Here is a 23237-nt window from a genome sequence, read left to right on the forward strand (position 1 = left end):
AGTTTATTTAACTTAAGTTTTGATAGAATCTTTGCTTTGATTAAGGAGAGGCTATTGATTAGTTCAAGATTTAGTAAACTAGGATTTATTTTAGCTGCAGTTGGTTCAGCAGTTGGTTTAGGGAATATTTGGAAATTCCCATACGTAACAGGTGAGTACGGTGGTGGTGCATTTGTACTTGTATATTTAATTACAGCACTTTTTATTGGTGTATTTGTTCTTATTTCTGAGTTAGTTATTGGTAAGCTTGGAAGAAGTGATGCTGTAACTATGTTTGAAACTTTAGCAACAAAGCATAAGAAGTTGTGGAAATATGCTGGTTTTATTATTATTGTACCATTAATTATTCTTGCTTATTATTCAGTTGTAATTGGTTGGATTTTCCACTATATCGCAATTTCTGTACAAGGCTTACCTTCAACAGTTGAGCAGTCTACAGAAATTTTCATGTCTTTATTAACAACAGATATTCAAACTCAACTTATGTATCATACTGTTGTATTTGTATTAGTTACTGCTATTATTTTAAGAGGTATTAAAGATGGTATCGAAAAAATCAATAAGATTTTAATGCCATTATTAGGGATTATTTTAGCAATTTTACTTGTGTATTCAATCAATGTAGATAGCTTCTCAAAAGCATTTACTTTTATGTTTAACCCTGATTTTTCTAAGTTATCATCTGAAGCAGTTGTTGTTGCAATTGGACAAGCATTTTATACTCTATCTTTAGGTATGGGTATTATTCTTACTTATGCAGCTTCATTACCAAAAGATAGTAACGTTGTTAAATCATCTATTTTAATCTCTATTATTGATACTATGGTTGCAATTGTTGCAGGTCTTATTATCTTTACTCTGTTATTTGATAAAGGTGCAGAGTCAACAAAAGGTGCTGGATTAGTATTTATTTCATTACCATCTGTATTCTATGAGTTTGGTTCAATTGGTTCATTCTTAGCATTACTGTTCTTTGTTGCAATTGCATTTGCTGGTATTACTTCAGCTATTTCAATGCTTGAGCCAATGGTTGAGTACTTTGAAAATAGATTTAATTATTCAAGAATTAAAGCAGCAGTTATTTGTAGTATCTTCTTCTATGTATTAGGTATTGCAGCGCTGTTATCAAATATTGAAGCTTATTCAGAAGTTCTAAAAATTGGAGAAAAAGGTCTATTTGATTGGTTAGACTTTGTTTGTTCAACTATCTTAGTTCCAATTGGTGGGATTTTAGTTGTTATTTTCATTGGACACTACATGGATAGAAAAGAGATTGAAAATGAACTTGTTCCTTTAATGGGAGAGTTTTTAACTAAGTTCTGGTTCTTCATGGTAAGATTCGTTATTCCATTCGCTTTAATTATTGTTATCTTAAATGAGACAGGAATTTTTAAATTCTAATCTAAAAGAATGTACAATAACAAAAATAAAAAGCAGAGGCTTAGGTCTCTGCTTTTTTTATAAGTAAAACTAGGAAATAAAATGATAAAAACAACAAATGAAATCTCAAAAGAAGATGGATACTCAAGATATAACTTTTTTGAAATTCATCCTGACTTAGAAGCTATTATTCACAAAGATTATCAAAAGTATGGAACTGAAGAGTTTGATAGAGCAGAGTATTGTGAAAACATGTATAAACAAAACTTCTATGATAAATATGATGAGACTGCATATAAAGAAGTATATGACAGATATATAAACAATGAAAAGTTTAAAGAAAAAGCAATGTTTATTTATGCAATCATTGATTTTGACAAGTATAAAGAGTTTGTTGAGTTAAACGAAGAGATTGCGAATCCTTCTGAGTTAATTATTTCATATAGTATTTTAGATAATGCAGGTGTAAAAGTAAATATCTATAATATCTCAATTACAGATATCTCTTTTGTATTTTAATATAAATAGTTAGATTTCTAACTATTTATATCTTTTTTTATTTCATCTTTACCTTCAAACTCTTTTTCATCTGCATTTTTCACTACAGTATTAGCAATAGTTGAAGTATTTAGTGCTATGTCTTTTGTTTTATTAGCAATAGAAGCATTCTTTTGTGTTTGTTCATCTAAAGAATTAATAGCTGAGTTAATTTGTAGTATTCCAATTTGTTGCTCTTTTGAGGCATTTGAAATATCTTCTATAAGTTCAACTGTTTGAGTAATATTCTCTTTTAAATTTACATAACCCTCTTGCATTTGATTTGAAATATCTTTACCTTCATTTGCTTTAAGTGTTGCACTTTCAACTAAATCTTTAATCTCTTTAGCAGCTTCAGCAGATCTATTCGCTAGGTTTCTAACTTCACCTGCAACAACTGCAAAACCTTTTCCAGCTTCACCAGCAGTTGCAGCTTCAACCGCTGCGTTTAGTGAAAGAATATTTGTTTGGAATGCAATTTGGTCAATCACTGAAATCGCTTCATTTATTGACTTTACTTGCTCATCAATCTCACTCATAGCTTGATTTGTTTTAAGTGCTAAACTTTCACCTTGATTTGCAGAAGCAGTAACACTTGTAGTTAAATCATTCATTTGAGAGATTTTATTTGTTGTAAGTGTTATATTACTTGTAATCTCTTCTAAAGATGAAGCAGTCTCTTCTAGTGATGCTGCTGCTTCATTTGAACTTATATTTAAGATTTCTACATTTTCTAAAAGAGTTTTTGAACTATCATCTAAGATAAGTCCATTCTTTTTATTTTCAATTAGCATTTTTGTAATAGATACACCAAGCTCATTTACCCCACCAGAAAGTTTTTCTAAGTGTTCTTTGATTCCATGAGTATCTATTTTTTTAAGATAGTTATAGTTTGAGAACTCTTCTAATACATTTAAAATATTATCAATATTATGTTCTAAAGTATCTCCCATGTTATTTAAAACATCTTTTAGTTTGTTTAATGATGGGTTAGAAACTTCTGTTGTAATTCTTTGGCATAAGTCACCTTGTTCAAACTCTCCTAAGACAGCAACTGTTTCTTGAATGATTCTATTGTCTTCATCAAGGCTTTTTTTAGTTTTGATGATATTTTCATTAACAAGTTGACTCATAGCACCAATCTCTGTTTTTGAGTTACTTTTGAATAGTTCAATATCAGAAATCTCTCTATTTACATATTTAAAGAAGTTTAATAGTCCTTCTTGGAATTGTGATAATTCACTACTAATATTTTTTGGAATAAAAATAGATATTGTAGAAATGAAAATTAAAACTAAAATAGAAACAATAATTAAAACAATTTGAACTAAGCTATTATTTGAAGAAACATCTTTTTCAACTAATGTTTGTTCATTTTTTACTAGTTCCTTTATCTTTTCTACATTATTTGCAATTGAAGGTTCTAAAATATCCATCTTTGCAATAAAACTATTTGTAGTTTTAATTGCTTCTATAATATTTTTTAAATCACTTACATAAAAATTGATAAACTTTATAGCTTCTTCTAGTTTCTCTTTTTGCTTAGTATTTGAAATTTGTGTTCTAAGTAATGCAATCTCTTTTTTTAAAGTTGCAAACTCTTTTCTTGCATTTAAGTTATCTTTTTCACTACTTGAAATTAAAAACTTAGTTGTATGAAGTCTTGCTAATAGTAAAATTCTAATATCTTGCGCTACTTCAAAGGCTACTTTCTCATTCGAAATATTTTTCATATCAGTCATTATTGAAGTTAATAAAGACTCAATATTTTTACCGTAAGCACCTAGGTTTGAAAATAGTTCATCCCTTAGACTCATATAAATAGTTACATCTGCAAAGTGATTTTTGTAGTTTGCTAAGTCTTCTTCTATTTTGTTTATTAAAGCTTTTCTCTCTTTGTTTAGTACAAAGGCTTTTGTTTGTTTTACAAACTTTTCATTTATAGTATAGTAATCCATAAACTCATCAATATTTTTTTGAGAGCCAGTATTTATAAACTCTTTTACATTCATTTTCAAAATAAGCATATTTGATTGAACTTGACTTACAATTTGAGTCTCTTTTGACATAGCTCTATAATCTCTAAAACCATTAATAGATTTGTCAATTCCAAAAATACTATATGAACTAACAAGTATTACAAGAAGTGCAATAATTGAAAAAGAGATAGTAAGTTTTCTTTTGATTGAAAAATTATTCATTTTTACTCCAGTATTTAATTGATAATGAATATCAAATTAGTTAATAAAAAAATGAAATAATAATTAAAAAAAGATAGAAGAAGCTTAAAAATAAGTAGTATTTATATTAAATATTAAAATATATTATAAAGATAACAAATAAATAATAAAACCACTTTTAAAATGGCTTTATTATGTAATAATTATGTAGGTTAATTATTGATTTGAAGGGGTTTTACTTTTCTTTCAATTAGAAGAGCACCAAATGGAATTAATGATAAAACAAACAGTTGAAATACAAATCCAGTATCCCATTCTTGTTTTATTTTAGCTTCAAAAAGTGAAATCATAAAAATGATAAATAATATTCCGTGAGTCATTCCTACAATCTTAACTGGAATTGGATCACCACCAATATATTTAATAGGCATTGCTATAAATACTAAAACTAAAAATGATATACCTTCAATAGCTGAAATTACTCTAAATCGCCCTAAAGCACTACTAAGCATTTATTTTCCTTTTTTATTTTGTGAAATTATATAGTTTTTTAATTATACTTTGTTTATAGTGGAAATTAAGTGTACTAATTAAAATATAGTTTTTTTAGTATCTTAATCTGCTCATTTTGCAAATAATTAAACTTGAACTCACACTCTTTTAAATAGTAAAAAAAGTTTTCTTCATTTACACCTTTGTATTTTCGCAAGTTTTTTTCTAAATATTTCCAAAAGATATTTAGAGGAGTACAGTATGAATCTATAGAGAATATTCTATGCCATCTTAGATAGTTTTCAAAGGTTTTATTATCATGTTCACTATTATAAATAGGAAGCTTAGGCATAAGAAGAGTATAGATTCTATCATTTGAATAAAAACCAATAATATTTATAGCATTGTATAAAGACTTTTGTTTATCTTTTTTTTGTTTATCTGTAAAGTAATAAAACTCTTCATAAGAGCTATTGTCTTTGATAGAAGATTGATAAACATCTTCAAGGTGGGTTGCAATAAGTTGTCTAAAAAGATTGTATCTATTTTTGATTGTTCGATAGTTTACATTTAAAAGTTTGGCACATCTATTTGCACTAACTTGATTACAGAAAAACTCGATTACAGTTATATCTGTTTGAAGTTTTTTTAGGGAAAACTTTCTTTTACACGAAGAGCATTTCTTGTAATTGTCTTGTAAATCATATAAATGTTTGTTATTGCAATATGGGCATCTTTTTATCATGGTAACAATTCTACTATTTTTGTCCTAAAAGTACATAAGTGAACATACTCGTTAGCTAAATTTCAGTTTGCTATAAATAAACTGCTAGAAGAATAATAAATGAACGTTCATTAAAAAGGAATAAAAATGTGTACAGATTGCGGATGTAGCATAACAGACCACCACCATCATGGCCATGATCACTCACACGATCATCAACATCATTCAGACTCAGCTTCTCACCAAGCTGCCCATGATACTTTACATCATAATCCACAGTTAAATGATAGTAAAACAGTAGCAGTTATTAAAAAGATTTTAGACAAAAATGACCATGAAGCAGCTCATAATAGAGCACACTTTGATAAGCAAAATGTTTTAGGTATCAATCTTATGTCAAGTCCAGGAAGTGGAAAAACAACTTTACTTGAGCACTTAGCACCTCTTGCAGATTTTAATTTTGCAGTTGTTGAAGGTGATTTAGAGACAAATAAAGATGCAGAAAGATTACAAGCTAAGGGAATTAAAGCAGTACAAATACAAACTGGAAGTGCCTGTCACTTAGATGCATTTATGGTTCATAAAGGTTTACATGATATGCCTTTAGATGATTTAGATGTATTAGATGTATGTTTTGTAGAAAATGTAGGAAACTTAGTTTGTCCAGCATCTTATGATGTGGGAACACACTTAAATATAGTATTAGTAAGTGTACCTGAGGGTGAAGATAAAATTGCTAAATATCCAGTGATGTTTAGAGCAGCTGATTTAATCCTTTTCACAAAAGTAGATTTACTTCCTTATTTTGAGTATGACTTAGAAAAAGAGAAAGAAGTAGCTAGGAAATTAAAACCAAATGTTGATATCTTAGAAGTTTCTACAAAAGATGAAGATAGCTTAAAAGCTGTAGTTGAGTGGATTAACTTTAAAAGAAAAATGAGGTAGAAATATGTGTTTATCAATACCATCAAAAATTACAAAGATAGATAAAGAGAATAATGTAGCAACTGTAGATACTATGGGTGTTGAAAGACAAGCTTCTTTGGAGTTAGTTGACCAGCCAGTTGAAGTTGGAGATTATGTATTAATTCATATTGGTTTTGCAATGAATAAAATCGATGAAGAAGATGCTTTAGCTTCCTTGGAAGTTTATAAAGAGATAATTGAAAAGATGGAAGAAGAAGAGCGTAGGCAAGCAATTTTAGAAGATGATGCCTGTCCAAATAGAGGCTAAAATGAGTGAATTAAAGCTAAAAGATTTATATGATGGGTTTAGAGACCCTGATACAATAAAAGCTTATAAAAAAATCATTGAAGAAGATGCTAAAAAGTTAGAAAAGCCAATAAATATTATGGAAGTATGTGGTGGACATACTCATACAATAATGAAATATGGAATACCTCAATTGCTTCCAGAAAATATTAACTTTATTCATGGTCCAGGTTGTCCTGTTTGTATTATGCCAAAGGAAAGAATAGACCATGCATATATTTTAAGTATGCAAGACGATGTTATCTTAGTAACTTTAGGTGATATGATAAAAGTTCCAGGAAGTAATGGAAGCTTACAAGATGCAAGAAGTAAAGGTGCAGATGTAAGGTTTGTATATTCACCAATGGAGTGCATAAAAATTGCACAAGAAAATCCTAATAAAAAAGTAATATTTTTTGCAATAGGTTTTGAAACAACTACGCCTATGACTGCTGCTTTAATTGATACCGTTGTAAAACAAAATATTGAGAATATATTCTTTCATATAAATCATGTAACAGTTCCTGAAGTAATGAGAGAGTTAATTGATAGTAGAGATGAGCATGTAGATTCATATAATCATCAAATCGATGCTTTCTTAGGACCATCTCATGTATCTGTTATTAGTGGAAGTAAGATTTATGAAGAGTTCCCAAGAAATTACAACAAGCCAGTAGTAGTTGCAGGTTTTGAACCAGTCGATGTTATGCAGTCTATTTCTATGATTGTTAAACAGTTTATTGAAAAAAGATGTGAGCTTGAAATTGAGTATAAAAGATTGGTTTCTTATGATGGAAACATCAAAGCTCAAGAGCTAATCAATAAATACTTTGAAAAGATAAGTCTTTTTAAATGGAGAGGTTTAGGAAATATAAAAGATTCTGGACTTAAATTAAGAGATGAATACTCTAAATACGATGCAGAAGTTATTTATAAAGATATTTTACCTATAGGGGAAATAGAAGACCATAAACTTTGTATTTGTGGAGATATTTTAAGGGGTATGGCTAGTCCTCCTGAGTGTACTATTTTTGGTACTGCCTGTAAACCAAGCAGTCCAATTGGCTCTTGTATGGTGAGCTCAGAAGGTGCATGTGCGGCATACTACAAATATGGTAATCTCTTGAAATAAGGAAAAAAATGAAAACAATAACTTTAGCCCATGGAAATGGTGGACAGGAAAACAACGAACTTATTTCAAAAGTTTTTTATAAAGCCTTTAAAAATGATATTTTAGACAAAAGTGAAGATGCAGCAGTTATTGAAAATGGTAACTTAGCTTTTTCAACTGACTCTTTTACAGTTAGTCCACTTTTCTTCAATGGAGCAGACATCGGAAAACTTGCTATTTGTGGAACATGCAATGACCTAGCTATGATGGGTGCAAAACCTAAATACTTAACTTGCTCTGTTATTATTGAAGAGGGACTTGATAAAAGAACTCTAGATAAGATAGTAAAAAGTATGAAAGAAGAGCTTGAAGTAAATGGTGCTGTTGTTGTAAGTGGTGATACAAAGGTAGTTCCAAAAGGAAGTGTAGATAAAATCTTTATAAACACAACAGGTATTGGCCAGATACAATATAAAGGTATTAGTTCAAACAATATCACAAGTGAAGATACTATTTTGGTTAGTCGTGATATAGGAGCCCATGGAGCAACTATTTTTGCAAGCAGAGAAGGTATTGATATGAATACAAACCTAAAATCTGATTGTGCTTCACTTTATCCACAAGTAAAAGCTTTAATTGATTCAGGTATTAAAATTACTGCCTTAAGAGATGCGACAAGAGGTGGAGTTAGTGCTGTTTTAAATGAGTGGGCAAAACAATCAAATATCTGTATTGAAGTAGAAGAAGCTTCTATTCCAGTTTCTGATGAGGTAAATGGTATTTGTGAATTACTTGGTTTTGAAGCAATGGCTTTAGCAAATGAAGGAACATTTGTACTTGCTATCAAAAATGAAGATGCACAAAAAGCTTTAGAGGTTTTAAAACAAACAAATGAAACTGCTTCAATCATAGGTTCTGTATCAGCTGAGCATATTGGAAAAGTTGTATTAAACTCTGCTTGGGGAACAAAAAGATTTTTAGAGTTACCAACTGGTGAGTTACTACCAAGAATTTGCTAAGAGAATAAATGAAAATACTACTTCTTATTAGCTCTTTTAATTCTTTGTCTCAAAGAGTATATACTGAATTAAAAGAGTTAAACCATGAGGTAGCTATTTGTCTATCATCACAAAAAAACTTACTAGAAGAGATAAAAGAGTTTAATCCTACACTTATCTTTTCTCCTTTTTTAAAAGAGTACCTTTCAGCTGAAATAACTTCAAACTATCCTACATTTATTTTGCACCCTGGTGTTATTGGAGATAGAGGTCATCAATCTTTAGACCATGCAATAAATGATGAAAAAGAGCAATGGGGAGTAGTGATACTAAAAGCAAATGAAGAGTTAGATGCAGGAGATATTTATGCATCTGCTAACTTTTCTATGAGAAAGGCAAGTAAAGGGTCACTTTATAGAAATGAAGTTTGTGATGCTACTTCAAAAGCTTTAAAAGAGCTTCTTGAAAACTTCTCTAATCAAAACTTTAAAGCAACTCCTCAAATAAAAAATGAAATACATGAAAGACTAACTCAAAGCAATAGAAAAATAGATTGGCAAAAAGATAGTGTAGATGTAATAATCAAAAAAATCAACATGAGTGACTCTTATCCTGGAGTTGAGGAAGAGTTTTTGGGTATTCCTTGCTATATGTATGGAGTTTGTAAAGAAGATACTCTAAGAGGAAAACCTAAAGAGATAATTGCAAAAAGAGATGGAGCTATTTGTATAGGTGTTATTGATGGAGCTGTTTGGGTAAATCATTTAAAGCAAAAGGATAGTTTTAAACTTCCTGCTACTTATGTTTTAAAAGATAAAATCAAAGGTGTAAAAGAGCAAAGAATTCCACTTATTTTAGAAGAAAAAAGAGAGACTTTTCATGAAATCTTTGTAGAAAGAAAAGATGAAGTGGCATATTTACACTTTGATTTTCACAATGGAGCAATGAGTTCTGAACAAGCAATAAAACTTAAATATTCTGTTGACTACTTAAAAGAAGAGTGTAAAGTTTTAGTTTTAATGGGTGGGGAAGAGTTCTTTTCAAATGGAATACATCTAAATATCCTTGAAGATAGTAAAAAACAAGGGGAAGATGGATGGAGTAATATCAATGCTATGAATGATGTAGTTAAGTCAGTTTTATTCGCTGAAGATATTATAACTATTGCTTCATTTTCTAAAAATGCAGGAGCAGGGGGAGTGTTTTTAGGTCTTGCTTGTGATTATGTTCTTGCAAGAGAAGGTGTAGTTTTTAATCCACACTATAAAACAATGGGCTTAAGTGGAAGTGAATACCATACTTATAGTTTTTATAAAAGAGTTGATAAAGAAATAGCTTCTAATATTTTAGAAAAATGTATTCCTGTAGGTAGTAAAAAAGCAAAAAGTATTGGAATGATTGATGAGGTCTTTGAAAGTGAAAACTATGATAAAAGTCTTGAAGAGTTTTGTGAAAACTTGTTAAGTGATGAAGATAGTTTTGAAGAGTTTATTGATAAGAAAAAAGACTTTTTATATGAAAATGAAACATCAATAGAAAAAATAAAAGAAGAAGAACTAAAAAGAATGTATCCAGAGTTTTGGGATGAGAAAAGCTCTTTTCATAACTTACGAAAAGAGTTTATATATAAAAAAGAACATAAAGATAGTTTAAAAAGGTTAAAGGAATTATAAAATGCATGAGTATTCAATTGTTCAATCACTATTAGAGTCTTGTGAAGAGCATGCAAGACAAAATGAGTCTGAAAACGTAACAAAAGTTATAGTAAAGATTGGTGTTTTATCAGGGGTTGAGCCTGATTTATTACAAACTGCTTTTGACACTTTTAAAGAAAAGACTGTTTGTGAAAATGCCGAATTTATTATAAATCATCAAAAAGTCGTGATTGCTTGTTTATCCTGTGATGAAGAATCAACTCTAGAAAAGAACGAATTTGCCTGTCCTAAATGTAACTCAACACAGGTAAAAGTGATAGATGGAGAGGATATGTATTTAATGAGTTTGGAGATGAGTTAAGTAATTTAACAATTTTTATATAATTTATACACTTTTTATACACTTTATCAAAAACTTTTTGGTTTTTTATGCTAAGGTATTAAGTAATTTTTTTAAGGAGAGTGTATGAAAAAAGTAATTAGTTTAGCTCTTGCTTCAGCGTTAACTGCTGGAATTGCAATGGCAAAGGAGATTAAAGTTGGTGCAGTAATGCCTATGTCTGGTCCATTAGCTGCTTATGGACAAGTAACAAATTTAGGTGTTGAATTAGCACACAAATTACAGCCTAAATTAAAAAATGGGGATACTGTTAAATTAGTATTAATTGATAACAAAGGTGATAAAGTAGAGACAGCAAATGCTACTACTAGACTTATCGCTTCTGATAAAGTTGTTGCAATCTTAGGTGCATTAACTTCTACAAATACTGCTCAAACTATTGCAATTGCTGATAAGAAAAAAGTACCAGTTATTGCTTCTGTTGCTACAAATGACAAATTAACTGCAAGAAGAACTTTTGCAAATAGAGTTTGTTTTACTGACTCTTTCCAAGGTGAAGTTGTTGCAAACTATGCAAAAGAGCAAGGTTACAAAACAGCTGTAGTTATTGTTGACCAAGCGCAAGTTTACTCTTTAGGTTTAGCAAAAGCATTCCAAAAAGCATTTAAAGACAATGGTGGAAAACTACTTAAAAAAATCAGAGTTACATCAGGTGACAAAGATTTTAAAGCTGTAGTATCACAAATCAAGAACTTAAATCCTGACTTTATGTTCTTACCTTTATACCACCCAGAAGCTTCTATGATTGCAAGACAATCTAAGCAATTAGGTTTAAATAAACCTATGTTCTCTGGTGATGGTGTTGCAAATCAAACATTTATTGATTTAGGTGGTGAGTCTGTTGAAGGTTATATGTTTACTGACTTCTTTGACTATACAAACCCTCCATCTCAAACTTCAGCTGATTTTATTAAGTTCCATGAAAAAGAGACTAATAAAAAAGAGGTTAACTCATTTACAGCACTTGGAGCAGATACGTATAATATTTTAATTGATGCAATGAATAGATGTGAAGATCCATCTGATTCAATTTGTGTTAACAATGAAATTAAAAAGACTACTAACTTTGATGGTGTATCGGGGAAAATCACTATCAATGGTGAAGGTAACGCTACAAGATCAGCAGTTATCAAAGAGATTAGAAATGGTCAAGCAGGGTTTAAAGCTACTGTAAATCCATAGTCAAAATAATTAAAAAGTCTAGCAATTGCTAGGCTTTTTTTTTAGAATAAAAAAAGTAATTAAAAAGTAATAGTAGGATTGCTTTTTTTATTGTATTTATGAAAATTAATCGGGGAAAAGAATGGACATAACAACGTTTATACAGCAGATGGTTAACGGTTTCAGTTTGGGTAGTATGTATGCCCTTATTGCAATCGGTTATACAATGGTTTATGGTGTGCTAAGGCTTATCAACTTTGCACACGGAGATATTATGATGGTAGGTGCCTTTTTAGGTTATACTTGTATTGCAGTTTTAGGATTACCATTTCCTATTGCAGTACTTATTGCTGTTTCTTTATCTGCGCTTGCAGGTATTTTAACAGATAAAATTGCCTACAAACCTTTAAGAGATGCACCAAGAATCTCATTACTTATTACAGCAATTGGTATTTCATTTTTCTTAGAAAACGCCTTTACTGTTTTTGCAGGTGGAGTTCCACGAGCCTTTCCTGTTCCTGAATACATGGAGCATGTATTTGTAGTATCAGAGATTACTTTTACTGTTTCTTCTATTATGGTTCCAGTTGTAACTTTAGGTTTATTAACAGGGATTTTATTTGTACTATACAAAACTAAATATGGTATGGCAATTAGAGCTTTATCTTTTGACTTTAAAACTGTAAATCTTATGGGAATTGATGCAAATATGATTATCTCTATTGTGTTTGCTTTAGGTTCTGCTCTTGCAGCAGTTGGAGGAATTTTCTGGGTTGTAAATTATCCTTCTGTTGAACCTATGATGGGAGTTTTAGTAGGACTTAAAGCCTTTGCTGCAGCTGTTGTAGGAGGAATTGGTTCAGTAACAGGTGCTGTTTTAGGGGGCTTCATTATTGGATTTACTGAGGTTGTAGTTATTGCATTCTGGCCTGAACTTGGTGGATATAAAGATGCCTTTGCATTTATCTTCTTAATTTTTGTACTTCTATTTAAACCAACTGGTATTATGGGTGAAGACTTAGAAAAGAGTAGGTTTTAATCATGATGAGTGATGCAATTTTTACAAAACAGAGATTAATAAATCTAGCAATTATTATAACTGCAATATGGTTTACATGGTTTGCTCAAGTAGCTTTTGATGAATATACAGTAAGAATCATCAACAATGTTGCAATTTTTGTTATCTTAGCAGTTTCATATAACTTAATTAATGGTGTAACTGGGCAGTTATCATTAGAGCCAAATGGATTTGTTGCAGTTGGTGCTTATGTTACAGCTATTTTAACTCTTGATGCAGATGCGATGTTATATCAGTTTGATTTAGAAGACCCAGCTGAATGGGTTTTAGCACTACAAGCTGATTTTGCTTGGGCTTTACTTTTTGCTGGTATTGTTTCAGCATTACTTGCTTTAGCACTGTCTTTCCCTGTATTTAGAGTAAGAGGTGATTATCTTGCAATTGTTACACTTGGTTTTGGTTTTATTATTAAAATCTTAGCAATCAATAATCCTCATATTACAAATGGTTCTCTAGGGTTAAATGATATTCCAGAGTTTTCAAACCTTTATTGGACAGGGGGAATTGCTATTTTTGCCGTTTTAGCCATACTAAATATTATCTATTCTAAATTTGGTAGAGCTATGAAAGCTGTACGTGATGATGAAGATGCAGCTACTGCAATGGGTGTAAATACTTTTAAAACAAAAACTTTAGCATTTTGTACGTCAGCATTCTTTGAAGGTGTTGGTGGTGGTTTATTAGCAGCACTTTTAACATCTATTTCACCAGACTTATTTACATTCTTACTAACATTCCAATTGTTAATTATCATTATCCTTGGTGGACTTGGTTCTACAACAGGAGCAATTTTAGGAACAATATTTGTAATGGCAGGACTAGAGTGGATGAGATTCTTAGACGAACCAATGAACTTATTTGGTTTCCAAACAGAAGGAACACCAGGTATGAGAATGGTTGTATTCTCACTAATCTTAATTATTGTAATGCTATTTGCAAGAGAAGGTTTAATGGGTAAAAAAGAGTTATTTGAATTGAAATGGTTTAAAAAGAAAAAAGGTGGTAACAAATGATTTTAGAAGTACAAAATGTAACTAAAAAATTTGGTGGAGTTACTGCCATAAAAGATACAACTTTTCATGTAAATGCAAAAGAAATATATGGTCTTATCGGTCCAAATGGTGCTGGTAAAACTACTATGTTTAATGTTATTACTGGAAATTATGAACCAACTGAAGGTGCGGTTAAATTCCATGGGCAGAGAATTGATGGAATAAAACCTTATAAAATTGTACATAGAGGAATTGCTAGAACATTCCAAAATATTAGATTATTTAATTCAATGAATGTTTTAGACAATATTTTAATTGGTTTTGATTATCAAGCAGAGTACTCATATCTTGAAGCAATCTTTAGATTACCTAGATTTTTTAAAGAAGAAAGAAGAGTAAGAAAAAGAGCTTTTGAGATTATGGAAGTTTTAGGAATAGCTGAGTTTGCAGATGAGATGGCAACTGCATTATCATATGGGCAACAAAGAAAAGTTGAGATTGCAAGAGCATTAGCTGCTTCTCCTCAACTTTTACTTCTTGATGAACCAGCAGCTGGTATGAATCCACAAGAAACACATGAACTTGCAGAACTTTTCTTTAAAATTAGAGATGAGTTTGATGTAACTATTCTTTTAATTGAACATGATATGAAGTTTGTAAATAAGCTTTGTGATAGAGTTATGGTTTTAGACTATGGAAAAACAATCTTTGAGGGGCATATTAAAGATGCGATTAAAGATGAAGAAGTAATTAAAGCTTACCTTGGAGATTTTAAACATGCTTAAAGTAAAAGATTTAAAAGTTTATTATGGATTAATCAATGCTGTAAAAGGTGTTGAGTTTGAAGTAGGTGAGGGACAAATTGTTTCATTAATTGGAAGTAATGGAGCTGGAAAAACTTCAACTTTGCAGTCAATTGTAAATGATGTTAAAAAAACGGGTGAGATTATTTTTAAAGATGATGATATTTCAAAAATGAAAACTCATAAGATTATTAAGAGTAATATTGCTTTAGTTCCTGAAGGAAGAAGATGTTTTCAGAACTTAACAATTGAAGAAAACCTTAGAATGGGTGCTTTTAACAATGACGAAAACTATGAAAGACTTCAAGAACATATGTTTGAACTATTTCCAAGACTTGTTGCAAAAAAAGGTCAACTAGCAGGAACTATGTCTGGAGGAGAGCAACAAATGCTTGCTATTGCAAGAGCTTTAATGAGTTCTCCAAAACTTCTTATGCTTGATGAACCTTCTTTAGGTCTTGCTCCTAAGATAGTTGGTGAACTATTCAAAACAATTGAAAGACTAAGAGATGAAGGAATTACTATTTTACTAGTAGAGCAAAATGCTTTTGCAGCTTTAGAAATTTCTGATTATGCTTATGTTTTAGAAAATGGAGAAATTGCTTTAGAAGGAACTGGGGCTGAACTTATCGACTCTGATGAGATTAGAGAGAAGTACTTAGGTGGGTAAAACCCACTTAGTACACACTTTATTTAACTATTATTAACTTTTATTTACTACAATTCAATTTTTAAATTATAAATACAAATATTTTTATTAGGATTAATATGCTTTTAATGAAATTAGAAACAAAAGAAAAATTCTCATTCTTACAATTAGCACACTATTTAGCGAGAATTGATAATGATTATGGTGAAAAAGAACAAGAGGTTATTTTAGAATATTGTGCAGAAATGGGAATTGAAAATGATGATGATTTTGAGTTAGAAAGTTTTGATTTACATGCTACTTTAAAAGATTTTAAAAGTTTAAGAAGCAAGAAAATAGTTATTTTGGAGTTAATGATTTTAATTCATGCTGATGATAAATTTGATTTTGAAGAGCGAAATCTTATTTTTCAAATAAATGAAATTTTTAATTTATCTCAAAAAGATATAGAGTTTTATTCTCAATGGGGAAAAGCTGCAGCTGCACTATATACCCAAGGGAAGCTGTTTATAGACTAGTTAAAATGAAACTTTCTTCATTTTAAATAATTTAATTGGTTTATTTGGATAAAATAATCGCTATGGATATCATCAAAAACTTAAATGGAAAAATAGAAAAACTTATACATGAATATGAACTTCTTAAAAAAGAGAATGAAATATTAAAACGTGACCTTGATGATTTAAAAAATGAGAATGATGAATTAGAAAGAAACAACCAAGATATGCTTTTAAAAATCGATAGTACATTAACTTTCGTTGAGGCAAAGAGTAGTGGAAAATAAAGTGACATTTCATATAAATAACATGGCTTATACCATCACAGTAGATGATAAACTCAAAGATGAGATTACAAGATATCTATCTACAGATAAGAATTTAGATACAAAAGAGTTGCTAGCGGCTTATATAAGAGTTTCCCAGCAATATGTACGACTAAAAGATGATGTTGAGGCTGTAACAGAAAAATTACCAAATCTATAAATCTTATGAAAAAGGCATTTTCACTTATAGAAATTATTATTGTAATTGTAGTTATCTCTATAATTGCGAGTTTTCTAATAAGTAAATATGCCACTTCAATAAATAGTACAGTAAAAACTACTGTAAAAGCTGATATAGCGTTGATTAATAGCGCTATATCAAAGAAAAACTCAAAAAATATATTGCTACAGAAATCAAAAATTACTTATTTAGATAATGCAATAACAAATCAAAAAGGATTAGAGATTTTTGATAATATTTTACAAGTACCATTGCTTTCAACAAATATGTTAGAAAAAGAGCTTGGCAAGTGGATTAAAGTTGCAAGTGATAAATATAGAGTTTATATCTCTAAAAAAGAGTATTTAGAGTATAGATTCAAAGATGATAGTTTCTCTTGTATTAGTGATTTAAAACTTTGTAAAGAGTTTGAATAATGAACTATTATGAAGTTTCACTTTTAAAATCACCCTTAGAACCTTTAACTTTTCAAAGTGAAGAAGAACTAGAACTTGGAAGTAAGGTTGAAGTTCCTTTACGAAATAGAAAAAACTATAGTGATGCAGTTGTAGTAAAAAAAGTAGAAGAACCAAGCTTTAAATGTAGTGATATAAAAGTTATTACAGAGTTTTTTTATGACAATAAAATGCTTGAAATTGCAAAGTTTATCTCTCAATATTATGTGTGCTCTTTTGGAGAGGCTCTTTCTATTTTTATTCCTTTTAATAAAGAGTATGAAAACAAAAATATAAAACAAGAGTTTGACTCACAAATAGAGCTATCACCTAAACAGCAAGAGGCATTTGATTTTTGTAAAGATAAAAAACAAGCTTTACTTTTTGCAAACACAGGAAGTGGTAAAACAGAAGTTTATATTAAAACTATTGAAGAAGTTTTAAATAAAGGTGGGCAAGCAGTTTTATTGATGCCTGAAATATCTTTAACACCTCAAATGCAAAAAAGACTAGAAAAGGTTTTTTCTACTTCTGTAGCTATTTGGCACTCTAAAATCACTAAAAAGAAAAAAGAGACAATTCTTCAAGGCTTACAAGAAGGAAGTATTAAACTTGTTGCAGGGGCTAGGTCAGCACTTTTTTTACCCTTTGAAAACTTGCAGTTAATAGTTGTAGATGAAGAGCATGATGAGTCTTATAAAAGTGATTCAAAACCAAGGTATCATGCAAAAGATTTAAGTATTTATATTGCAAAGAAGTACGATATTAGACTTATTTTAGGAAGTGCAACAGCTTCAATCTCTTCTTTTTCAAAGTTGCCTTTTTATAGATTAAAGCAGACTTTTTATGATACAAGAAAGAAAATAGAATTTGATGATTCTTCTTTAGATATCTCTTTAAAAGTATTAAACAAAATAAAACAAACTTTAGATAATCAAAATCAAGTAATTGTATTTTTACCTACAAGGGCAAACTACAAATACCAAATTTGTACCTCATGTGGAAAATCAGTAGAGTGTCCTTATTGTTCTGTTTCAATGAGTTTACATAAAAATGATTTAGCTTTAAAGTGTCATTATTGTGGATATGCTCAAAAGATACCAGAAACCTGTCCTTCATGTAATAATGGAGTGATTCATAACCTAAGAGTTGGAACAGCACAAATTGAAGAACAACTAAATGAGATGTTCCCTGACAAAGTAGTGAAAAGATTTGATAGGGATGAAATCAAAACTGATAGTAAGTTAAAAACTATTTTAAATGATTTTAACAATAATAAAATTGATATTTTAGTTGGAACACAAATGCTTTCAAAAGGGCATGACTACCATAATGTAAAACTTGCAGTTGTTCTTGGAATTGATTCAATCCTAAATATGAACTCTTATAAAGCAAGGGAAAAAGCTCTATCTTTGCTTATTCAAATAGCAGGAAGAAGTGGAAGAAAAGGTGATGGAGAAGTTATTGTTCAAACCCAAAATGAAGATTTTTTTGCAGAATATTTGCAAGAGTATGATTATGGGGAGTTTTTACAAGAGGAGTTAGAGTTTAGAGAAGGGCTTTATCCTCCATTTTTAAAAATGGCAAAAGTAATGTTTGCCCATGCAAATGGACTTAAAGTAAAAGATGAACTTGATAGATACGTAAAACTTTTAAAACAAAAAGAGAATATTCAAGTAGTAGGTTTCGGACAGTGTGCAATATTTAAAGTTGCAAATAAATATAGATATGAAATAATTTTACGTTCTTCAAATGTAAAAGCCTTGCTTCAAGCCCTTCATAGTATTGATTCTCCTATAGCTTCTATTGATATGGATACGGTTTATTAATTAATCTTTAGACTTCTTATTGTATAATCGCCCCTAAAAATAATAAGGAAAAATAATGGCTTTTACAAAAGATGATTTTAAAGAACTAGTATCAAATATCCAATCTCAAGACTGGTACAAAAACCCAATTGGTTTTGGTATCGCAAAAGTAGATAGAGGACAATTAAACCCTGAAAAAATTTTACAAGCATCATATCCTGTAGTAAACTGGGAAGAAAACTTCGGTAGTGCTGCAATTTTCTTAAATGCATTAAAAGAAGCAGGTGAAAATATTGATACTTCTAAATCAGAATTAGTATTTAATATCAGTGACAAATTTTTAACAACTTGTATTGAGTCTTTTAGACCATATATCCCAGAAGCAAAAGGACAAGAGCACAAAAATGTTCAAGTTATTTCTACTTTAGCTTCATTACCAATTGATTCAGGTCTTACTGCTGATGATTATAGAGTTGTATTTATTTTTGAAGATACAAACCCAGCAAGTGCAGAGTCTGTATATTTAAAACTTTATGCTTTATCAACTGGAAAAGCAGCTTTAAGAAGCTTAAACCTTGATGGTGCATTTGGTCAATTACACAACAGTGCTTGGGTTGGAAATCAACCAATTGAATTAGACTGGTTAAGAGAAAATGAAATTTCATTAAAACTATCTGGTAAATTCCCAAGTATCACAAAAGTTGATAAATTCCCACAATTCTTAGACCATGTAATTCCTGCTGATAACACAAGAATTTTAGATACAAACAAAGTAAGATTTGGAGCACAATTAGCTGCTGGAACTACTGTAATGCCTGGTGCTGCATATATTAACTTCAATGCTGGAACTGAAGGTGCTGTAATGGTTGAAGGTAGAATTTCTTCTTCAGCTAAAGTTGGTGCTGGTTCTGATGTTGGTGGAGGAGCTTCAATTCTTGGTGTTCTTTCTGGTACTGATGGTGTTCCTGTAACTATTGGTGATAACACATTATTAGGTGCTAACTCTTGTACTGGTACTGCTATTGGTGACTCTTGTATCTTAGATGCAGGTGTAACAATCTTACCAGGTACTAAAATCACTCTTTCTGAAAAAGCTGTTGAGCAATTAAAAGAGATTAACCCAGGTAAAGAGATTTCTACTGTTATGAAAGGTATGGATTTCTTAGGTGTTAATGGAGTACACTTTAGAGTTAACTCTCAAACTGGTCAAACAATTGCAATGAGATCAACTAGAGAAGTTAAATTAAACGCTGACTTACACTAAGTCAAAATAGAATAAAAGAGAAGTTTCTTCTCTTTTATTTAAACTACTATCTAAAGCTTTTTTAGTTTTAATCTAAGAGAGTTTAGAACAACTGTCACAGAACTAAAACTCATAGCTATTCCTGCATAAATTGGTGATAACATAAGTCCAAAGAATGGATATAAAACACCTGCTGCTAGTGGAATTCCTATTGCATTATAAATAAATGCCCAGAAAAGATTTTGTTTTATAATTTTCATTGTTTCAATTGATAGCTTAATACTTTTAGAAATAGAGTTAAGTTCATTGTTTACTAAAATTATATCTCCTGCATCTTTACTAATATCAGCTCCAGAGTTTAAAGTTACTCCAATGTTTGCTTGTTTGATTGATGGAGCATCATTTATTCCATCTCCTACAAACATAACTTTACCTTTTTCTTGAACTTTTTTAATTACATCGTATTTCTCAGTTGGAATAACTTCACTATAAACTTCATCGATACCAATCTTAGAGGCTATTTTAGAAGCAGTGATTTTATTGTCTCCTGTTAATAAAATAGGCTTTATATTTTGTTTTTTTAAATTTTCAATTAGTTCTTGTGCATTCTCTTTTAGTTCATCTTCAAGGGCAAAAGAACCAATACTTTCATTTTCAATAGAAGCTAAAATAACACCATTTGCTAACTCTAATCTTTCATTATAAAACTTTAAGTGAGAAGTTTTGATTTCTATATTATTCTCTTCTAAAAGTTGTTTATTTCCAAGTAAAATTAGTTGCTTATCTATTTTAGCTTTTATTCCTCTTCCTGCAATGATTTCTAAATCTTCTATCTCATAGTTTTGTTTTTCTACATCTTTTAAATAGCTTACAATAGCTTTAGAAATAGGGTGCTCACTTAAACTCTCAACAGCTAATATTTTAGAGAAATATTTTTCATCTATATCTGTTTTAGTTACAGCTATTTCACCTTTTGTTAAAGTTCCTGTTTTATCAAAAACTGCGTATTGTATGTCTTTGATAACTTCTAGGACTTCAGGGTTTTTGATTAAAATACCTTCTTTAGCTCCTTTACTTACAGAACTTACAATAGCAATTGGAGTAGCAAGTCCTAAAGCACAAGGACAAGAGATAATAAGTACAGAAATACTTGCTAAAATAGCATTTTGCATATCTCCAACTAAAGCCCATATAATAAAAGTAGCAATAGCTATAACGATTACAGAAGGTACAAAGATATTTGCAATTTTATCTGCAAATCTACTAATAGGTATTTGTTTACTTTGAGCTGATTTTAGAAGGTTGATTATCTTTGATAAAGTTGTATCACTTGCTAGTTTTGTAACCCTTACTGTGATTACACCATTTGTGTTTAAAGTTCCTGATAATACTTCATCTCCTATTTCTTTAAAGACAGGCATTGACTCACCTGTAATCATTGAAGTATCTATATCTGCACGACCTTTTATTATTTCTCCATCAGTAGGTATCTTTTCACCAGTTTTAACTAAAATCTTATCATCTATTTTAAGTTCGCTTGCAAGTATTTCTTTTATATTCTCTTTTTCATCAATTAAATTTGCAAGGCTAGGAGCTAATGTCATTAGTTTCTTTAAAAAGTCACTAGCTTTTTGTTTTGAACGTTCTTCTAAAAATCTTCCTAATAAAACAAAAGAGATAATAACAGCTGCCCCATCAAAATATAAGAATTTTAAATGCTCTGGAAATAGGGTAGGGAAGAATACAACAAAAGTAGAATAAAAGTATGCAGCACTAGTTCCTAAGGCAACTAAAACATTCATGTCATAGTTTTTGTTACTTAAAGCTTTGTATGCTAACTTATAAAATCTTGCTCCACAAAAGAACTGTACAACTGTTGCAAGGGCGAAAATAGCATATTGTTTAACTGATACATCAACTATACTTGAAAACATGATTACAAACATAAATGCAGTTATAGTCATTGAAATAGAGAAAAGGTTTTTAAGGTTTTTGAACTCTTTTTCTTGAGCTTTTTCTAAGTGAGAAAAGTCTTCTTCAACTTTATACCCAAGAAGTTCAATTTTTTTTATAAGAGTATCTTTTGACATATTTTCAGTATCAATAGTAAACTCTCCTTCACTAGAAGCGAAGCTTACTTTAGTGCTTTGTACACCTTTTTGTTTGTTTAAAAACTTTTCAATTCCATTTGAGCAGTTAACACAAGTCATTCCTGAGATATTTAGATTTATTTTCTCTTTAGACATAAGACTACTCCTTTTCTTTTAGGATTGCTTTGAGTAAATCTTTTATATACTCATCTTTTATATAATAAAAAGACATTTTTTTATCTTTTTTAAAATCAACTATTCCGTATTTTTTTAGTGTTCTTAATTGGTGTGACACATGAGATTGGGGTATTTCAAGTAGGTTTGTCATCTCTCCTACACATATTTCATAATCTATTAGTGCATATAACATTTTTGCTCTAGTTGGGTCAGCAAGAGCTTTAAATACATTTGAGATATCAACTAAAGTTTCCTGTGAAGGAAGAATTTTATTTATATCAGAGATATAACTAATATCTTCACAACAAGACCTGATTAATTTTTTTTCTTCACAAGCACACATATTACTCTTCTATGATTTCAAATCCAAGTTCTTTCATTTCATCTTTGAACTTTACTTCTTGTGTTTCATCTTTGATTTCAACTGTTACTTCTTTTGGTTCTGTATTTAAATTTATAATAATCTCTCCAAACTCTTCTTCTAATGAACCTTTAATAAGATTTGAACAACTTCCACAAGCTATATTGTTTGCTTTAAATGTTTTTTTCATAAGATAATCCTTTATATATGATAAATATTTCATATGATATTATCATCATATGAAATAAATGTCAAGACTAAAGAATATTAAATTTTGTTAAGCATCATAAAAAGTTCGTATAAAACTTCACTTTCTATTACAAGAGATATAAAGAAGATAATTTCAAATTTAAATAAAATAGTTCTATTTATTCTTTCATTTAAAAAATTAAAGTCTTTTTTTATCATATCATGAGCATGCATAGAGAAGCTATGTTTTACATTGTTTTTGTACCAGTGTATATAAGCTTCTCTTTTCACAATATCTTTTTTAGAAATAATTTCATGTAAAAAATAAACATGAAGTATTGAAATAAAAAAAGTAGTTATTGGAAATATATTCTCTACTAAAAAGTAAATTAATATGATTAAAAAAGGGTAGATTATAATAAAACAACTGACTCGTTTATGGTGATGATAAATATAGTTTATCAAAAAATATTTAGAGCCTAAATTGTTTGATATGTTTTTATTAAAGATTAGTGCGTT

The 23237-nt window shown here is 29.8% G+C and carries 26 protein-coding genes; 19 read left to right on the forward strand and 7 right to left on the reverse strand.

From position 1 onward, the window contains the following. Positions 1-54 precede the first annotated feature (54 nt). Complete coding sequence (locus CRV03_RS00305; protein WP_129083144.1) at positions 55-1401, forward strand: sodium-dependent transporter; 1347 nt, start codon at positions 55-57, stop codon at positions 1399-1401. Between the two features lie 81 nt (positions 1402-1482). Beyond that, positions 1483-1899 carry a hypothetical protein gene (locus CRV03_RS00310; RefSeq protein WP_129083145.1) on the forward strand — a complete coding sequence of 139 codons (417 nt, stop codon included), beginning with the start codon at positions 1483-1485 and terminating at the stop codon, positions 1897-1899. Positions 1900-1916: 17 nt separating this feature from the next. Here the strand turns inward: CRV03_RS00310 and CRV03_RS00315 are convergent, their stop codons facing one another. The 3 genes from CRV03_RS00315 to CRV03_RS00325 form a co-directional block, all read right to left on the reverse strand. Further along, positions 1917-4118 carry a methyl-accepting chemotaxis protein gene (locus CRV03_RS00315; RefSeq protein ID WP_129083146.1) on the reverse strand — a complete coding sequence of 734 codons (2202 nt, stop codon included), beginning with the start codon at positions 4116-4118 and terminating at the stop codon, positions 1917-1919. Positions 4119-4309: 191 nt separating this feature from the next. After that, a complete protein-coding gene (locus CRV03_RS00320; RefSeq protein ID WP_129083147.1) occupies positions 4310-4609 on the reverse strand; it encodes a DUF3817 domain-containing protein in 300 nt (99 codons plus the stop codon). A 74-nt stretch (positions 4610-4683) separates the two neighbouring features. Beyond that, the gene (locus CRV03_RS00325) at positions 4684-5334 is read right to left on the reverse strand and encodes a hypothetical protein (RefSeq protein WP_129083148.1); all 651 of its coding nucleotides are present in this window, start codon (positions 5332-5334) and stop codon (positions 4684-4686) included. A gap of 126 nt (positions 5335-5460) precedes the next feature. Here CRV03_RS00325 and hypB point away from each other — a divergent pair, with 126 nt between their 5' ends. From hypB to CRV03_RS00410, 17 genes are all read left to right on the forward strand, one after another. Continuing rightward, a complete protein-coding gene (gene hypB / locus CRV03_RS00330; RefSeq protein ID WP_129083149.1) occupies positions 5461-6258 on the forward strand; it encodes a hydrogenase nickel incorporation protein HypB in 798 nt (265 codons plus the stop codon). Positions 6259-6262: 4 nt separating this feature from the next. Then, entirely contained in the window at positions 6263-6547 is a 285-nt protein-coding gene (locus CRV03_RS00335) for a HypC/HybG/HupF family hydrogenase formation chaperone (RefSeq protein ID WP_129008052.1), read from the forward strand. 1 nt (position 6548) lies between these two features. Further along, positions 6549-7697, forward strand: coding sequence for a hydrogenase formation protein HypD (gene hypD / locus CRV03_RS00340; RefSeq protein WP_129083150.1), 1149 nt, complete (start codon positions 6549-6551; stop codon positions 7695-7697). Between the two features lie 8 nt (positions 7698-7705). After that, on the forward strand, positions 7706-8695 hold the full coding sequence (gene hypE, locus CRV03_RS00345) for a hydrogenase expression/formation protein HypE (RefSeq protein WP_129083151.1): 990 nt from the start codon (positions 7706-7708) through the stop codon (positions 8693-8695). Positions 8696-8703: 8 nt separating this feature from the next. Then, a complete protein-coding gene (locus CRV03_RS00350; protein WP_129083152.1) occupies positions 8704-10347 on the forward strand; it encodes an enoyl-CoA hydratase-related protein in 1644 nt (547 codons plus the stop codon). 1 nt (position 10348) lies between these two features. Beyond that, the gene (hypA, locus tag CRV03_RS00355) at positions 10349-10690 is read left to right on the forward strand and encodes a hydrogenase maturation nickel metallochaperone HypA (protein WP_129083153.1); all 342 of its coding nucleotides are present in this window, start codon (positions 10349-10351) and stop codon (positions 10688-10690) included. Positions 10691-10795: 105 nt separating this feature from the next. After that, positions 10796-11911: an ABC transporter substrate-binding protein gene (locus tag CRV03_RS00360; RefSeq protein WP_129083154.1), complete on the forward strand. Its 1116-nt coding sequence runs from the start codon at positions 10796-10798 to the stop codon at positions 11909-11911. Between the two features lie 121 nt (positions 11912-12032). Beyond that, positions 12033-12929, forward strand: a complete 897-nt coding sequence (locus CRV03_RS00365; protein WP_129083155.1) for a branched-chain amino acid ABC transporter permease — start codon at positions 12033-12035, stop codon at positions 12927-12929. Between the two features lie 2 nt (positions 12930-12931). Beyond that, positions 12932-13981 carry a branched-chain amino acid ABC transporter permease gene (locus CRV03_RS00370; RefSeq protein WP_129083156.1) on the forward strand — a complete coding sequence of 350 codons (1050 nt, stop codon included), beginning with the start codon at positions 12932-12934 and terminating at the stop codon, positions 13979-13981. Then, on the forward strand, positions 13978-14745 hold the full coding sequence (locus CRV03_RS00375; RefSeq protein ID WP_129083157.1) for an ABC transporter ATP-binding protein: 768 nt from the start codon (positions 13978-13980) through the stop codon (positions 14743-14745). Before CRV03_RS00370 ends, CRV03_RS00375 begins: the two co-directional genes overlap by 4 nt. Continuing rightward, positions 14738-15433: an ABC transporter ATP-binding protein gene (locus CRV03_RS00380; RefSeq protein ID WP_129083158.1), complete on the forward strand. Its 696-nt coding sequence runs from the start codon at positions 14738-14740 to the stop codon at positions 15431-15433. The genes CRV03_RS00375 and CRV03_RS00380 overlap by 8 nt, the downstream gene beginning before the upstream one ends. A gap of 98 nt (positions 15434-15531) precedes the next feature. Continuing rightward, complete coding sequence (locus CRV03_RS00385) at positions 15532-15930, forward strand: TerB family tellurite resistance protein (protein WP_129083159.1); 399 nt, start codon at positions 15532-15534, stop codon at positions 15928-15930. A 44-nt stretch (positions 15931-15974) separates the two neighbouring features. Continuing rightward, positions 15975-16196: a hypothetical protein gene (locus CRV03_RS00390; RefSeq protein ID WP_258238955.1), complete on the forward strand. Its 222-nt coding sequence runs from the start codon at positions 15975-15977 to the stop codon at positions 16194-16196. A gap of 22 nt (positions 16197-16218) precedes the next feature. Further along, entirely contained in the window at positions 16219-16395 is a 177-nt protein-coding gene (locus CRV03_RS00395; protein ID WP_258238956.1) for a hypothetical protein, read from the forward strand. Between the two features lie 5 nt (positions 16396-16400). Continuing rightward, positions 16401-16832: a prepilin-type N-terminal cleavage/methylation domain-containing protein gene (locus CRV03_RS00400; RefSeq protein WP_129083160.1), complete on the forward strand. Its 432-nt coding sequence runs from the start codon at positions 16401-16403 to the stop codon at positions 16830-16832. Then, a complete protein-coding gene (locus CRV03_RS00405) occupies positions 16832-18679 on the forward strand; it encodes a primosomal protein N' (RefSeq protein ID WP_129083161.1) in 1848 nt (615 codons plus the stop codon). Before CRV03_RS00400 ends, CRV03_RS00405 begins: the two co-directional genes overlap by 1 nt. Before the next feature lie 55 nt (positions 18680-18734). Then, a complete protein-coding gene (locus CRV03_RS00410) occupies positions 18735-19922 on the forward strand; it encodes a tetrahydrodipicolinate N-succinyltransferase N-terminal domain-containing protein (protein ID WP_129083162.1) in 1188 nt (395 codons plus the stop codon). A 50-nt stretch (positions 19923-19972) separates the two neighbouring features. Here CRV03_RS00410 and CRV03_RS00415 read toward each other — a convergent pair whose 3' ends face one another. The 4 genes from CRV03_RS00415 to CRV03_RS00430 all read right to left on the reverse strand — a co-directional run bounded on the left by CRV03_RS00415 (position 19973) and on the right by CRV03_RS00430 (position 23009). Then, the gene (locus CRV03_RS00415) at positions 19973-22147 is read right to left on the reverse strand and encodes a cation-translocating P-type ATPase (protein WP_129083163.1); all 2175 of its coding nucleotides are present in this window, start codon (positions 22145-22147) and stop codon (positions 19973-19975) included. A gap of 4 nt (positions 22148-22151) precedes the next feature. Beyond that, positions 22152-22511 carry a helix-turn-helix transcriptional regulator gene (locus CRV03_RS00420; RefSeq protein ID WP_129083164.1) on the reverse strand — a complete coding sequence of 120 codons (360 nt, stop codon included), beginning with the start codon at positions 22509-22511 and terminating at the stop codon, positions 22152-22154. A 1-nt stretch (position 22512) separates the two neighbouring features. Next, entirely contained in the window at positions 22513-22719 is a 207-nt protein-coding gene (locus tag CRV03_RS00425) for a heavy-metal-associated domain-containing protein (protein WP_129083165.1), read from the reverse strand. Positions 22720-22796: 77 nt separating this feature from the next. After that, positions 22797-23009 (reverse strand): hypothetical protein, encoded by a 213-nt coding sequence (locus CRV03_RS00430; protein WP_129083166.1) that lies wholly within the window; start codon positions 23007-23009, stop codon positions 22797-22799. Positions 23010-23237: the final 228 nt, after the last annotated feature.

Origin of the sequence: Arcobacter sp. F155, from assembly GCF_004116455.1 — a bacterium.
In the GTDB taxonomy this organism is placed as follows: domain Bacteria; phylum Campylobacterota; class Campylobacteria; order Campylobacterales; family Arcobacteraceae; genus Halarcobacter.

Coding starts and splice junctions, on each gene's coding strand:
- CRV03_RS00310 (WP_129083145.1), top strand. CDS start 1,483: ATGATAAAAACAACAAATGAAATCTCAAAAGAAGATGGATACTCAAGA.
- CRV03_RS00315 (WP_129083146.1), bottom strand. CDS start 4,118: ATGAATAATTTTTCAATCAAAAGAAAACTTACTATCTCTTTTTCAATT.
- CRV03_RS00320 (WP_129083147.1), bottom strand. CDS start 4,609: ATGCTTAGTAGTGCTTTAGGGCGATTTAGAGTAATTTCAGCTATTGAA.
- CRV03_RS00325 (WP_129083148.1), bottom strand. CDS start 5,334: ATGATAAAAAGATGCCCATATTGCAATAACAAACATTTATATGATTTA.
- hypB (WP_129083149.1), top strand. CDS start 5,461: ATGTGTACAGATTGCGGATGTAGCATAACAGACCACCACCATCATGGC.
- CRV03_RS00335 (WP_129008052.1), top strand. CDS start 6,263: ATGTGTTTATCAATACCATCAAAAATTACAAAGATAGATAAAGAGAAT.
- hypD (WP_129083150.1), top strand. CDS start 6,549: ATGAGTGAATTAAAGCTAAAAGATTTATATGATGGGTTTAGAGACCCT.
- hypE (WP_129083151.1), top strand. CDS start 7,706: ATGAAAACAATAACTTTAGCCCATGGAAATGGTGGACAGGAAAACAAC.
- CRV03_RS00350 (WP_129083152.1), top strand. CDS start 8,704: ATGAAAATACTACTTCTTATTAGCTCTTTTAATTCTTTGTCTCAAAGA.
- hypA (WP_129083153.1), top strand. CDS start 10,349: ATGCATGAGTATTCAATTGTTCAATCACTATTAGAGTCTTGTGAAGAG.
- CRV03_RS00360 (WP_129083154.1), top strand. CDS start 10,796: ATGAAAAAAGTAATTAGTTTAGCTCTTGCTTCAGCGTTAACTGCTGGA.
- CRV03_RS00365 (WP_129083155.1), top strand. CDS start 12,033: ATGGACATAACAACGTTTATACAGCAGATGGTTAACGGTTTCAGTTTG.
- CRV03_RS00370 (WP_129083156.1), top strand. CDS start 12,932: ATGATGAGTGATGCAATTTTTACAAAACAGAGATTAATAAATCTAGCA.
- CRV03_RS00375 (WP_129083157.1), top strand. CDS start 13,978: ATGATTTTAGAAGTACAAAATGTAACTAAAAAATTTGGTGGAGTTACT.
- CRV03_RS00380 (WP_129083158.1), top strand. CDS start 14,738: ATGCTTAAAGTAAAAGATTTAAAAGTTTATTATGGATTAATCAATGCT.
- CRV03_RS00385 (WP_129083159.1), top strand. CDS start 15,532: ATGCTTTTAATGAAATTAGAAACAAAAGAAAAATTCTCATTCTTACAA.
- CRV03_RS00395 (WP_258238956.1), top strand. CDS start 16,219: ATGGCTTATACCATCACAGTAGATGATAAACTCAAAGATGAGATTACA.
- CRV03_RS00400 (WP_129083160.1), top strand. CDS start 16,401: ATGAAAAAGGCATTTTCACTTATAGAAATTATTATTGTAATTGTAGTT.
- CRV03_RS00405 (WP_129083161.1), top strand. CDS start 16,832: ATGAACTATTATGAAGTTTCACTTTTAAAATCACCCTTAGAACCTTTA.
- CRV03_RS00410 (WP_129083162.1), top strand. CDS start 18,735: ATGGCTTTTACAAAAGATGATTTTAAAGAACTAGTATCAAATATCCAA.
- CRV03_RS00415 (WP_129083163.1), bottom strand. CDS start 22,147: ATGTCTAAAGAGAAAATAAATCTAAATATCTCAGGAATGACTTGTGTT.
- CRV03_RS00420 (WP_129083164.1), bottom strand. CDS start 22,511: ATGTGTGCTTGTGAAGAAAAAAAATTAATCAGGTCTTGTTGTGAAGAT.
- CRV03_RS00425 (WP_129083165.1), bottom strand. CDS start 22,719: ATGAAAAAAACATTTAAAGCAAACAATATAGCTTGTGGAAGTTGTTCA.